General features: G+C 58.1%; 11 protein-coding genes and 1 tRNA gene. 8 read left to right on the forward strand and 4 right to left on the reverse strand.

The window, feature by feature from the left end:
• Nucleotides 1–6: 6 nt before the first annotated feature.
• Nucleotides 7–1,032 (reverse strand): tRNA (adenosine(37)-N6)-threonylcarbamoyltransferase complex transferase subunit TsaD, encoded by a 1,026-nt coding sequence (gene tsaD, locus DCL27_RS14315; RefSeq protein WP_035597151.1) that lies wholly within the window; start codon nucleotides 1,030–1,032, stop codon nucleotides 7–9.
• Between the two features lie 213 nt (nucleotides 1,033–1,245).
• On the opposite strand from tsaD, the gene rpsU reads away from it, so the two are divergent.
• The 3 genes from rpsU (at nucleotide 1,246) to rpoD (ending at nucleotide 5,477) form a co-directional block, all read left to right on the forward strand.
• The gene (rpsU, locus tag DCL27_RS14320; RefSeq protein ID WP_005295814.1) at nucleotides 1,246–1,461 is read left to right on the forward strand and encodes a 30S ribosomal protein S21; all 216 of its coding nucleotides are present in this window, start codon (nucleotides 1,246–1,248) and stop codon (nucleotides 1,459–1,461) included.
• A gap of 190 nt (nucleotides 1,462–1,651) precedes the next feature.
• Nucleotides 1,652–3,400, forward strand: coding sequence for a DNA primase (gene dnaG / locus DCL27_RS14325; RefSeq protein ID WP_035597148.1), 1,749 nt, complete (start codon nucleotides 1,652–1,654; stop codon nucleotides 3,398–3,400).
• A gap of 235 nt (nucleotides 3,401–3,635) precedes the next feature.
• The gene (gene rpoD, locus DCL27_RS14330) at nucleotides 3,636–5,477 is read left to right on the forward strand and encodes an RNA polymerase sigma factor RpoD (protein WP_035597145.1); all 1,842 of its coding nucleotides are present in this window, start codon (nucleotides 3,636–3,638) and stop codon (nucleotides 5,475–5,477) included.
• 88 nt (nucleotides 5,478–5,565) lie between these two features.
• Here the strand turns inward: rpoD and mug are convergent, their stop codons facing one another.
• Nucleotides 5,566–6,060, reverse strand: coding sequence for a G/U mismatch-specific DNA glycosylase (mug, locus tag DCL27_RS14335; protein ID WP_035597142.1), 495 nt, complete (start codon nucleotides 6,058–6,060; stop codon nucleotides 5,566–5,568).
• Nucleotides 6,061–6,195: 135 nt separating this feature from the next.
• Here mug and DCL27_RS14340 point away from each other — a divergent pair.
• Nucleotides 6,196–6,271 (forward strand) — tRNA-Ile (locus tag DCL27_RS14340).
• A 197-nt stretch (nucleotides 6,272–6,468) separates the two neighbouring features.
• Here the strand turns inward: DCL27_RS14340 and fsa are convergent.
• Nucleotides 6,469–7,131 (reverse strand): fructose-6-phosphate aldolase, encoded by a 663-nt coding sequence (fsa, locus tag DCL27_RS14345; RefSeq protein WP_035597139.1) that lies wholly within the window; start codon nucleotides 7,129–7,131, stop codon nucleotides 6,469–6,471.
• A gap of 144 nt (nucleotides 7,132–7,275) precedes the next feature.
• Here fsa and DCL27_RS14350 point away from each other — a divergent pair, with 144 nt between their 5' ends.
• Together DCL27_RS14350 and DCL27_RS14355 are read left to right on the forward strand one after the other, a co-directional pair.
• Nucleotides 7,276–8,175: a glycyl-radical enzyme activating protein gene (locus DCL27_RS14350; protein ID WP_035597175.1), complete on the forward strand. Its 900-nt coding sequence runs from the start codon at nucleotides 7,276–7,278 to the stop codon at nucleotides 8,173–8,175.
• A 4-nt stretch (nucleotides 8,176–8,179) separates the two neighbouring features.
• On the forward strand, nucleotides 8,180–10,612 hold the full coding sequence (locus tag DCL27_RS14355) for a formate C-acetyltransferase/glycerol dehydratase family glycyl radical enzyme (RefSeq protein ID WP_109691559.1): 2,433 nt from the start codon (nucleotides 8,180–8,182) through the stop codon (nucleotides 10,610–10,612).
• A 57-nt stretch (nucleotides 10,613–10,669) separates the two neighbouring features.
• Here the strand turns inward: DCL27_RS14355 and DCL27_RS14360 are convergent, their stop codons facing one another.
• Nucleotides 10,670–11,068 (reverse strand): YgiW/YdeI family stress tolerance OB fold protein, encoded by a 399-nt coding sequence (locus DCL27_RS14360; RefSeq protein WP_005281507.1) that lies wholly within the window; start codon nucleotides 11,066–11,068, stop codon nucleotides 10,670–10,672.
• Between the two features lie 213 nt (nucleotides 11,069–11,281).
• Here DCL27_RS14360 and qseB point away from each other — a divergent pair, with 213 nt between their 5' ends.
• The gene (gene qseB, locus DCL27_RS14365) at nucleotides 11,282–11,941 is read left to right on the forward strand and encodes a quorum sensing response regulator transcription factor QseB (RefSeq protein ID WP_005295876.1); all 660 of its coding nucleotides are present in this window, start codon (nucleotides 11,282–11,284) and stop codon (nucleotides 11,939–11,941) included.
• Nucleotides 11,941–13,305, forward strand: coding sequence for a quorum sensing histidine kinase QseC (qseC, locus tag DCL27_RS14370; RefSeq protein ID WP_035597132.1), 1,365 nt, complete (start codon nucleotides 11,941–11,943; stop codon nucleotides 13,303–13,305). The genes qseB and qseC overlap by 1 nt, the downstream gene beginning before the upstream one ends.
• Nucleotide 13,306: the final 1 nt, after the last annotated feature.

The raw sequence follows: 13,306 nt of genomic DNA on the forward strand, positions 1-13,306 counted from the left end.
AAGGGGTTAACCGGGCGCATTCACCGGCGGTAATTCGGCCAACGGCCAACGTGGACGCACCGTAATTGACAGGTCGGCATCGACCCCGCTCTTCAGACGCACCATCCCCGCATAGGCGATCATCGCGCCATTGTCGGTGCAAAACTCTGGCCGCGCATAGAATACTGCCCCGCCACGCTGCTGCATCATCTGCGCCAGACGCTCGCGTAACGCACGGTTGGCGCTCACGCCACCGGCCATTACCAGGCGCTGGAAGCCCGTCAGCTCCAATGCTCGGCGGCATTTGATCGCCAACGTCTCGACTACCGCATCCTCGAAGGCTCGTGCGATATCGGCACGCGTCTGTGCATCATCGCCATTGGCGCGGATCGTATTGGCGGCAAAGGTCTTCAAACCCGAGAAGCTCAAATCCAACCCCGGACGATCGGTCATCGGGCGCGGAAAGACAAAACGGCCCGCGACGCCTTGCTGCGCCATCTTCGATAGCATCGGTCCACCGGGATAATCCAGCCCCAGCAACTTAGCGGTCTTGTCGAAGGCCTCGCCTGCCGCATCATCGATCGACTCGCCCAATAGGCGATACTCACCGATACCGGTGACGCTAATCAATTGGGTATGACCGCCGGAGACCAATAACGCAACGAAGGGAAACGCCGGCGGCGTCTCCTCCAACATCGGCGCCAACAGGTGCCCTTCCATGTGATGTACCGGTACCGCAGGGAGCCCCCAGGCGAAAGCCAACGCACGCCCGACGGTGGCGCCCACCAATAACGCCCCCACCAGTCCGGGTCCGGCGGTATATGCCACGCCATCCAGATCGGTGGGAGTCAGCCCCGCCTCACGCAGCGCCGCCTGGATCAGCGGTACGGTCTTACGAACATGGTCACGCGATGCCAACTCCGGCACCACGCCGCCATAGTCGGCATGCAGTTTAATCTGGCTATATAGCTGATTGGCCAGGATCCCTTTTTCATCGTCGTAAATGGCGATACCGGTTTCATCACAGGAGGTTTCGATCCCCAGAATACGCATGACGGCTCCAACAACTCGTTCTTAACAACTCAAAGTGGCGCATAATAGCACAATTCTGCTATACTACTTCGCTTTCTTACTGCGGCCCAACGCCGTTGAAGGATGAGACAGCGCTTTACAATCGGGTGCTGTTCGGATTAAAATTCCGCACCATTTTTGAACAGCTGGCAGATGGCCAGCGAAAAGACCGATTTTTATCGAGGTGAGAGGCACATGCCGGTAATTAAAGTACGTGAAAACGAGCCGTTCGACGTAGCTCTGCGTCGCTTCAAACGTTCCTGCGAGAAAGCAGGCATCCTGGCTGAAGTTCGTCGTCGTGAATTCTATGAAAAACCGACCACCGAACGTAAGCGCGCTAAAGCGTCTGCGGTTAAACGTCACGCCAAGAAACTGGCTCGCGAAAACGCACGCCGTACTCGTCTGTACTAACCGCGGCGGGTTTTTTCCCGCTTGCCAGTAGGTCACAGACCATGTCGTTGTTGGTATCGCACGGGCAATGACATATGAAGGCCGTGCCTTCCGAAAGGAATGCGCGGCTTGTTCTCGTTTAGAGGCTGTAAAACTGTTTGCCCTCCTCCCCCTAGGGAGCCACCCGGCAAACAACCACTGTAAAGGGCTTATGGCTGGACGAATCCCACGCGTATTTATCAACGATCTCTTGGCTCGAACCGATATTGTCGAGCTGATCGATGCGCGGGTGAAACTCAAGAAGCAGGGGAAGAACTACCATGCCTGCTGTCCATTCCATAACGAGAAGACGCCCTCGTTTACCGTCAACGCGGACAAACAGTTTTACCATTGCTTCGGCTGCGGTGCCCACGGCAACGCCATCGACTTTTTGATGAACTATGATCGGCTCGAGTTTGTCGAAAGCATTGAAGAGTTAGCCACCATGGCGGGGCTGGAAGTGCCCTATGAGTCCGGTAATGGGCCGAGTCAGATGGAGCGCCATCAGCGCCAGAATCTCTACCAGTTGATGGAGGGGCTGTGCAGCTACTATCAGCAGGCGTTGCGTCAACCAGGTGCGACACAGGCGCAGAGCTACCTCGCCGGGCGCGGGATGAGCCAGGCCATCATGGATCGCTTTGCTATCGGCTATGCGCCGCCGGGCTGGGATAATGCCCTGAAGCGTTTTGGCCGCGAAGCCGCCGGGCGTCTCGCGCTCAACGATGCCGGGATGCTGGTCAATAACGATAACGGCCGCAGTTACGACCGTTTCCGCGACCGCATCATGATCCCTATCCGCGACAAACGCGGGCGGGTGATCGCCTTCGGTGGTCGCGTGTTGGGTAACGGTACGCCCAAGTACCTCAACTCGCCCGAGACAGAGATTTTCCATAAAGGCCGCCAGCTATTCGGCCTGTATGAGGCACTACAGCACGCGCCACAACCAGCGCGTTTGCTGGTGGTCGAAGGGTATATGGATGTCATCGCCCTAGCACAGTATGGCATCAACTATGCTGTTGCTTCGCTAGGAACCTCCACCACCGCCGAACACATCCAGTTGCTGTTCCGCCATACCGACAGCGTCGTGTGCTGCTACGATGGCGACAACGCTGGGCGCGAGGCAGCCTGGCGTGCACTGGAGACCGCGCTGCCCTACCTGAGCGATGGTCGCCAGCTGAAGTTTATGTTTCTACCCGATGGCGAAGACCCCGATACGTTGGTGCGTAAAGAGGGAACCGATGCTTTCGAGCAACGCATGAATGCGGCGCATCCTTTGTCGACCTTTTTGTTCGATACGCTGCTGCCGCAGGTCGACTTGAGCACCCCGGATGGCCGGGCCAAGCTCAGCGCCCTCGCGCTGCCCCTCATCGGCCAGGTGCCCGGAGAAACACTGCGCCTCTATCTGCGCCAGGCGCTCGGCCAGAAGTTGGGAATACTCGACGATAGTCAGTTGGAAAAGCTGCTACCACAGCGCAACCCGGCGGTAAAGAATTATCAGCCGCCCAGGTTAAAACCGACGACTATGCGTATACTAATAGCATTGCTGGTGCAAAATCCGGCGTTAGCCAGCGAAGTGCCGACGCTAGAGGGATTGCGCCAACACGCGCTGCCGGGCCTACCCCTGTTTATCGAACTGGTGGAAACCTGTCTGGCACAACCGGGGCTGAGCACCGGACAGTTGCTTGAGTTGTATCGCGATAATAAATATGCGCCACAACTTGAAACATTAGCAACATGGAACCACATGATCATAGAGCCAATGGTGCTCGAGACTTTCGTCGACACGCTTGGCAGCCTATATGATGCCGTGCTGGAACAACGGCTGGAACATCTGATCGCCCGCGCCAGAACCGAGGGTCTGACGCCCGCAGAGCGCGAAGAGGTGCGTTCACTGAACGAGGCGTTAGCCAAAAAGCATTAATGCATAACAGACACCGGCTCCTAAAGAGAGGCGGTGATTAGACATAATCATAAATTTAGCGGCTTGATTGCCGATACCACGCAGGATGTAACGCCTGCATGCCGCAATACCGGGGAGCGGCGACGAATGAAAGTAACCCGCGTACGGTCCTGATGATTCGGGCCTTAAGCATCGTTGGCTGGCATAGATAATCCGACCAACACCAATTAAAACTCTGAAGTGTGGATACCGTCTTATGGAGCAAAACCCGCAGTCACAGCTCAAACTTCTTGTTACCAAGGGCAAGGAGCAAGGCTACCTGACCTATGCTGAGGTCAATGACCATCTGCCGGAAGATATCGTCGACTCCGATCAGATCGAAGACATCATCCAAATGATTAATGACATGGGCATCCAAGTGATGGAAGAAGCACCGGATGCCGATGACCTGATGCTGGCGGAAAACATTGCCGACGAAGACGCCGCCGAGGCGGCGGTACAGGTTCTGTCTAGCGTCGAATCCGAAATTGGCCGTACCACCGACCCGGTACGCATGTACATGCGTGAAATGGGTACCGTCGAACTGCTGACCCGTGAAGGTGAGATCGATATCGCCAAGCGAATCGAAGACGGTATCAACCAGGTGCAGTGCTCTGTCGCCGAGTATCCGGAGGCCATCACCTACCTGCTGGAGCAGTACGATCGCGTCGAGGCGAGCGAAGCGCGTCTCTCTGATCTGATCACCGGTTTCGTCGATCCTAACGCCGAAGAAGATATGGCGCCGACCGCGACCCACGTGGGTTCCGAGCTGCCGGAAGAAGAGCTGAACGACGACGATGATGAAGACGAGGATGATGAAGACGGCGACGACAGCGACGACGATAACAGCATCGACCCAGAGCTCGCTCGGCAGAAATTCATCGAACTGCGTGAGCAGTATGAGAAGACGCGTCTGGCCATCAAGGCCGAGGGCCGCAGCAGCGCCAAGGCACAGGAAGAGATCCTAAACCTGTCCGAAATCTTCAAGCAATTCCGCCTGGTACCGAAGCAATTCGATTACCTAGTGAATAACATGCGTGCAATGATGGATCGCGTGCGTGGCCAAGAGCGTCTGATCATGAAGCTGTGCGTCGAGCAGAGCAAGATGCCGAAGAAAAACTTCATCACCCTGTTCACCGGTAACGAAACCAGCATTACCTGGTTCGAAGCCGCGTTGGCGATGGGCAAGCCTTGGGGCGAGAAGCTCAAGGATATGCGTGAAGAGGTCGAGCGCAGCCTGCAAAAACTGCATCAGATCGAAGAAGAGACCGGTCTGACCATCGAGCAGGTCAAAGATATCAACCGCCGCATGTCCATCGGTGAGGCGAAGGCGCGCCGCGCCAAGAAAGAGATGGTCGAGGCCAACCTGCGTCTGGTTATCTCCATCGCCAAGAAGTACACCAACCGTGGCTTGCAGTTCCTGGATCTGATTCAGGAAGGTAACATCGGCCTGATGAAGGCGGTCGACAAGTTCGAATACCGTCGCGGTTATAAGTTCTCGACCTACGCCACCTGGTGGATTCGTCAGGCGATCACCCGCTCCATCGCCGATCAGGCGCGTACCATCCGTATTCCGGTGCATATGATTGAGACCATCAACAAACTCAACCGTATCTCGCGCCAGATGCTGCAAGAGATGGGCCGCGAACCGACGCCGGAAGAGCTCGCCGAACGCATGATGATGCCGGAAGATAAGATCCGTAAGGTGCTGAAGATCGCCAAAGAGCCGATCTCGATGGAAACCCCGATCGGTGACGATGAAGATTCGCATCTGGGCGATTTTATCGAAGACACCACGCTGGAACTGCCACTGGATTCCGCCACCTCGGAGAGCCTGCGTTCCGCCACTCGCGACGTGCTGGCTGGACTGACGGCCCGTGAGGCCAAGGTGTTGCGTATGCGCTTCGGTATCGACATGAACACCGACCACACCCTGGAAGAGGTTGGCAAACAGTTCGACGTCACCCGTGAGCGTATCCGCCAGATCGAGGCGAAGGCGCTACGTAAATTGCGTCATCCAAGCCGCTCCGAAGTCCTGCGCAGCTTCCTGGACGATTAATCGCTCCCTCCTTATCCTTCTATCAACCCCCGGCCATCGCCGGGGGTTTCTTTTGATACCACGCCACGCGCCAGCATGACACAAACCTCTAACGCAACGTCTGGTATAACGCCTGATAACTGGCGACCAACTCCGGCAGCGTCGCCCGGTTCAGACCGCTCGGATTCGGTAATACCCAGACCTCACTCTCGCCGATAGGTTGCGCTTGCCGCCCCCAGGCAGGTCGACGGACACCAAACGCCTGGGTGAACGCTTGCTTGCCCAACACCGCTAACGCCTGCGGCTGGTAATGTTGTATCTTCGCCCGTAACGCCTCCCCGCCGGTATGCAACTCGGCCGCCGTCAACTCTGCCGCCGTCACCGTCGGGCGTTGCACCAGCGCCGTGATACCACAGCCGGTATCCAAGAGATGCGCCTCCTCAGGCGGCGTCAGTTGGCGCTCGGTAAAGCCCGCCAGATGGATTACCTGCCAGAAGCGATTATGCGGATTCGCGAAATGGTATCCCGTATGGGCCGAACTTAAACCCGGATTGATGCCACAAAACACGACTCGCAACCCTGGAGCCAGAATATCTCTACTCATCACAGCGCCTTACTGTTAACCGACTGACACAAATCTTATCGTAATTACAAAGGGCTAGCCATGTTCAAAAAAGCGGCGGGCGCCGTATAGGCACTGGATCTCTCCCTGTGATTTACTCTATAATCCCCGCCACTCGGCCCCTTAGCTCAGTGGTTAGAGCAGGCGACTCATAATCGCTTGGTCGTTGGTTCAAACCCAACAGGGGCCACCAAATTTTAGCTTTAGATTCAGTCATTTAAGCCACCTCTAACCGGGTGGCTTTTTTGTTGGCTAATAATGAGTGGCGATAAAATGGCGGTGAATTTTCTGCGCCGCCCTCGCGATGACCCTAAAAGGATCCATCGACACTGCCAGCAGAACGTTTAGGTGAGTGCTCTCACACGACACACTGAATAGGCAAGACCACCGCTACAGGCTACGACGTCCGAAAGCCGCCTGCCAATCCTGTTCAAATTGCACCACCGCCGCCGTCACCGCCGGCGTGGTGATGAACTGTTCGGCGACATCCGGTGGTAGGGTAATGGCTTGGCAACCGGCCAGCAGGCAGTCCAACGCCTGACGAGCATGCTTAAAGCTAGCGGCCAGTACTTTTGCCTGTGGCGCGTGTAGCGTCAGCAGGTGCTGCAACTCCTCAACCGTCTTGATCCCATCACCACCCTGCGCATCGAGGCGGTTCACATATGGCGCGATATAGTCGGCGCCAGCCAACGCCGCCAGTAGTCCCTGCCCTGCCCCATACACGGCGGTTCCTAGCGTCGGGATCCCCTCCTGCTTCAATTGTGCGATCGCCGCCAACCCCTCCGCCGTGACCGGAACCTTAACTACCAGATCGGCGATGATGGCGCGTAACGCATGCGCATCCCGCACCATGCCCGCGGCATCAGACGCCATCACCTGAGCAAACAGACGTCCGCGTCCCCCGAGCGCCTCGTGTAAGCGCGGCAACACCTGAGACGGTGGCTGACCACTACGGGCGATGATGCTGGGATTGGTGGTCACCCCGGCCAGCGGCAGGATGCGGGCCAGACGTTGTACCAGCGCACAATCGGCGCTGTCGAGATAGAGTTCCATGCGGATGTCCTTAATCGAGGATGAGGCAAGACTAATTTTTGTGCAGTATAGCGGTGGAAAGCGCAGCAATTATTGATTAACATCAAGTCAACTTTCGTTCGAAAGTTATTAAATCTTCGTAAGAAGAACTGCGGGGTCTTGATGATGATCTTTAATATTCAGCGTTACTCCACGCACGACGGTCCCGGGATCCGTACCGTGATCTTTTTCAAGGGTTGCTCACTCGCCTGCCGTTGGTGCCAGAACCCGGAAAGTTTGCTACGGAGCCCGGAACTGCTGTATGACGCCCGGAGCTGTCTGGCGGCGTGCACACAGTGTCAGGATGCCGCCCCCGCCGTCGCGCTACGCGCCGGGCAGGCGATCTCGCTACACCGCGAGCACGCGGATGCCGCCGCCATTGAGGCGTTGCGCGACTGCTGCCCCAGCCAGTCGTTAACCGTCTGCGGCGAGGAGATCTCCGCCGAGACGATCCTCTCGCAGATCGAACGCGATCGTCCGTTCTATCAACGCAGTGGCGGTGGAATCACCCTCTCCGGCGGGGAACCGTTTATGCAGCCGCGGTTAGCCGAAACGTTGTTACGCCGCTGCTACCAAGCGGGGATCCATACCGCGGTCGAAACCTGTTTACACGTTCCCTGGCGCTATCTGACGCCGTCGTTACCCTGGACAGATCTGTTTCTGGCCGATCTCAAACAGGTGGATTCGGCACGCTTTCGTGCCTGGACCGGCGGCAGCGCACGACGCGTCATGGATAACCTGCGCCGCCTGTCCGCCAGTGGAAAGACGCTGATATTACGTGTCCCCGTGATCCCTGGCTTCAACGCCGCTCTCGATGATATTCAACGCATCGTCGACTTCGCCGCCGACGAACTGACCATCAGTGCGATCCATTTCCTGCCCTACCACACCCTGGGGCGCAACAAGTACCGCCTGCTCGGTCGGCCTTACCTGGCGCCGGAACAGGCCTTAAACGATCCCGCCTTGCTGGATGCGGCCCGCCACTATGCGAGCCAACGCGGCCTGAGCGTGACACTGGGAGGATAACACCATGACCACTCTGCACCTGAACACTCTGAGCGCACGTATCCGGGCGCATAAAGCGGCCTTGATCAACATCGTCACGCCGCCCATCTGTACCGAACGAGCCCAGCACTATACCGATGCCTACCAGCGTCATCTGGACAAACCGCTCCCGGTGCGACGCGCCTTGGCGCTGGCGGAGCACCTGGCTCGCCGCACCATCTGGATCGATCACGACGAGCTGATCGTCGGCAATCAGGCCAGCCGCCTGCGTGCCGCACCGATCTTCCCGGAGTACACGGTCAGTTGGATCGAGCAGGAAATTGATGATCTGGCCGATCGCCCTGGCGCCGGCTTCAGCGTCAGCGAACAGGACAAGGCCGTACTGCACCGCCTCTGCCCCTGGTGGCGGGGGCAAACCGTGCAGGATCGTTGCTACGGCATGTTCACCGATGAGCAGAAGGCGTTACTAGCCAGCGGGATCATCAAGGCCGAAGGCAACATGACCTCCGGCGACGCGCATCTGGCCGTCAACTATCCACTGCTGCTGGATATCGGGCTGGATGGGCTGCGCGAGCGGGTTGCCGCGCGCCGCCGCCGCATCGATCTGACCCAACTGGACGATCTGCACGGCGAACAGTTCCTCAAGGCCGTCGACATCACGCTCGAGGCGGTTAGCCAGCACTGCCTGCGTTTCGCCGCCCTGGCCCGACGCATGATCATCGATGAGCCACGAGCCGAACGGCGCAGCGAACTGCTCACCATCGCCGACGGCTGTGAACACATCGCCCACCGCCCACCGCAGACCTTCTGGCAAGCGCTGCAACTGTGCTACTTCATCCAACTGCTGCTGCAGATCGAATCCAACGGCCACTCCGTCTCCTTTGGTCGGATGGATCAGTACCTCTATCCCTGGTATCGCCGTGATGTCGAGCTGGAGCAGACCCTCGGCCGTGAACAGGCCATCGAGCTACTGCAAGGCTGCTGGCTGAAGCTGCTCGAAATCAACAAGATCCGCTCCGGCACGCACTCTAAGGCCTCCGCCGGCAGTCCGCTGTACCAGAATGTCACCATCGGCGGGCAGAACCTGGTCGCCGGCGTGCCCCAGGACGCCGTCAACCCGCTCTCCTATGCCATCCTCGAATCCTGTGGGCGACTACGCTCCACTCAACCTAACTTGAGCGTGCGCTACCATGCCGGGATCAGCGATGACTTTCTCGATGCTTGCACCCAGGTGATACGCTGTGGCTTCGGTATGCCAGCCTTCAATAACGATGAGATCGTCATCCCCGCCTTTATCGCGCTGGGGGTCGCACCGCAGGATGCCTACCAATATGCCGCCATCGGCTGTATCGAAACCGCCGTCGCTGGCAAGTGGGGCTACCGCTGTACCGGGATGAGCTTTATCAACTTCGCCCGTGTCATGCTGGCGGCGCTCGAAAGTGGAAGAGACGCCACCAGCGGTCACGTTTTCCTGCCGCAGACACAAGCATTATCACAGGGGAACTTTAGCGACTTTACCCAGGTCATGGCCGCCTGGGAGCGTCAAATTCGTTACTACACGCGCAAGTCTATCGAGATCGAATATGTGGTGGACACGGTGCTGGAGGAGAACGCTCACGATATCTTGTGCAGCGCGTTGGTGGATGACTGCATCGAGCGCGCCAAGAGTATCAAACAGGGCGGTGCCCACTATGACTGGGTGTCGGGCCTTCAGGTGGGTATCGCCAATCTGGGTAATAGCTTGGCGGCGGTGAAGCAGCTGGTATTTGAACAGCGACGCATCAGCCAACAGGCACTGGCACGCGCACTGGCAGAAGACTTTGACGGCCCGCAGCACGAACAGCTACGCCAACGCCTGGTCAATGGTGCACCCAAATATGGCAATGATGACGATAGCGTGGATGTATTGCTGGTGCAGGCCTATGGCTACTATATTGACGAGTTATCTCACTACCATAACCCTCGCCATGGACGAGGTCCCATCGGCGGTGGTTACTATGCAGGCACCTCCTCCATCTCCGCCAACGTCCCCTTCGGAGCCGCTACCCTGGCCACCCCCGATGGCCGTAAGGCGCACACACCGTTGGCCGAAGGTGCTAGCCCAGCATCGGGTACCGACCGTCTCGGACCGACGGCGGTGATGGGATCGGTAGGTAAGCTGCCCACCTCGGCCATCTTGGGCGGGGTGCTGCTCAACCAAAAACTGAACCCGGACACGCTGGAGAATGAAAGCGATCGCCAGAAACTGATGCAGTTGCTACGTACCTTCTTTGAGGTCCATCAAGGCTGGCACGTACAGTACAACATCGTTTCGCGCGAGACGCTGCTGGATGCCAAGGCGCACCCGGAGCGCTACCGCGATCTGGTCGTACGCGTCGCCGGCTATTCGGCCTTCTTCACAGCGCTGTCGCCGGATACTCAAGACGACATCATCGCCCGTACCGAGCACGTGCTGTAAAGAAAAACGGCACTGTCCGTTGGACAGTGCCGTTTACCGTAAGCGTTAACCGCTCGATCAATTCATCTTATGCAGACGTTTCACGTCGATCTTCGTGGTGCTCCAATCTTTATCGACTTCCCCTTGGATCTCCACTTTATCTTGCGGGGTGATGGTCTGACCGTTCCAGTACTTATGATCGATCTCGACTTCGATGGTGCCACTCGCATCACGGAAGGTATAGTGATCGCCGCGTACACGCTGTTCGATATGCCCCTGAAGGGTCACCCAGCTATTGTCACTCATCTCTTTCGCCTTCGCGATGGTGGTGACCGCCTGTTGACCGCCGACAAAGCCGCCTTGCTGAGTAGTCTGGGTCTGTTGCGCCGCACCCGGGCCAGAGAAGCCACCCGTCTGAGCGAAAACCGGTGCACTGCACAGGGCCAAGATAGCAACAATCGCCGCACTTTTTTTCATTGTTATACTCCCGTGATGGAATTCAGAAAGCAGTCTCGCCAACTGCCGATGTGTGCATTACACCAAACAGTCCTTAACAAGATCTTAAGTATTGATTCTAGCGCTCAATTATTCCAGCTAGCGCTAACAGACTTCACTTCTCCCATCACCGTGCTGTACAAAAGGTTTGCCACACGGTTAAATCGGGCGCAAAACCCAAACGAAGATGACACTATGCGCGTACTGTTAATCGAAGACGATCGCTTGATTGGCGATGGCATCAAGGCCGGCCTCAGTAAGATGGGCTTTACGCTGGACTGGTTCAGTGACGGTAACCAAGGCTTGGCGGCATTAGATGCCGCCCCCTACGATGCCGTCATCCTGGATCTCAGCCTGCCTGGGATCGATGGGTTGGAGATCCTACGTCGCTGGCGCGAGGCGGGGCATGCTGAACCCGTGCTTATCCTTACTGCTCGAGACGCCTTGGAGCAACGAGTTACCGGGTTGCAGCAGGGCGCGGATGACTACCTCTGCAAGCCCTTCGCGCTGATTGAAGTCGCCGCCCGGTTACAGGCGCTGATACGGCGCAACCATGGGCAAACCCAGACGCAGCTAAGCCACGGAGCGGTCACCCTCGATCCGCTGAGTCTCACCGCCACCCTGGATGGCGCCCCATTACTCTTGAAGCCGAAAGAGTTTGCCTTGCTGGAGCTGCTGCTGCGTAACGCCGGTCGCGTGCTACCGCGCAGTCTCATCGAAGAGAAGCTCTACAATTGGGAGGGCGATGTCTCCAGTAATGCGGTCGAGGTTCATATTCACCACCTGCGGCGTAAGCTGGGCAGCGCGTTTATCCGAACCGTCCATGGCGTGGGCTATACCCTGGGAGACGCCTGATGCTGCATCTGCCACGCCGCCTGGCACATAGCCTGCGCGCCCGCTTAACCGGCGGTTTTCTCATCCTGGTGCTACTGGTATGGAGCAGTGCCAGCGCCTTGGCCTGGTATCAGACTCGCGCGGCCTTGAATGAGCTGTTCGATACCCAGCAGATGCTGTTCGCCAAACGCCTGCTGGCTTTCGATCTCAGCCAGTTGAAGTCCCCGATCCAACTACCACAAAGCCATGATCTCTTGCGTAAACACCGGGGAGATCAAGATAACGATGCCTTGGCCTTCGCCATCTTCAGCGCCGATGGCCGTATGTTGCTCAACGACGGCGACAATGGCGATAACCTGGTCTACAACTATCGGCGTGATGGTTTCACCGACGGCTATCTCAACAACGATGATGACAGCTGGCGCCTACTCTGGCTGACCACCCCGGACGGCCGCTACCGCATTCTGGTCGGGCAAGAGTGGGACTACCGTGACGACATGGCGCTGAGTATCGTCGCCGCGCAGATGGCTCCCTGGCTGGTGGCGTTGCCGATCATGGTGATCTTACTACTGATCGTGATCAGCCGCGGGCTGGCGCCATTACACCGCCTCGCGGCCACCCTGGGCCGCCGCCGTCCCGATGATGCGACACCCTTGGCACGTGGCGCCATTCCCAGCGAGGTGTGGCCGGTCGTCGAGTCGCTCAATACCCTCTTCTCGCGCACCACCGCCCAGATGGTACGTGAACGCCGCTTCACCTCCGATGCCGCCCACGAGCTGCGCACACCGCTGGCGGCGTTACGCGTCCAGGCCGAGGTAGTTCAGCTGGCGCAAGATGATGCCGCATTACGTCAACGCGCACTCAGCCAGTTAGATCAAGGTATCGATCGGGCGACGCGCCTGGTCGATCAGCTATTAACGCTGTCGCGCCTGGATTCGCTGGCACAACTCAACGATGTGCAGTCGCGCCCCTTGGCCGAGATGCTGCAAGAGGCGGTTATCGAGATGGATGCGAGGGCGCATGCCGCGGGCGTCACCCTGGCCCTCTGTGTCGAGGACACCAACGTCAGCCGCCAAATCCAGCCACTGCTGTTCTCCCTGCTACTGCGTAATCTGCTGGATAACGCCATCCGTTACAGCTCGGCAGGCAGCCAGGTCACTCTGCGGCTGGATAGTCGCTGCCTCCAAGTGACAGACAACGGTAGCGGTGTCGATGACGAGGTACTACAGCGCCTGGGTGAGCGCTTCTATCGCCCTCCCGGCCAGGAGAAAACCGGCAGCGGTCTGGGACTGTCCATTGTGCGCCAGATCGCGACCCTGCACGGTATGCGAGTTCAATTCGCCCATGCGCCGGGCGGCGGCTTCCAAGTCACCCTCCATTGGTAGG

The organism is Edwardsiella tarda ATCC 15947 = NBRC 105688, from assembly GCF_003113495.2.
Classification (GTDB): Bacteria; Pseudomonadota; Gammaproteobacteria; order Enterobacterales; family Enterobacteriaceae; genus Edwardsiella; species Edwardsiella tarda.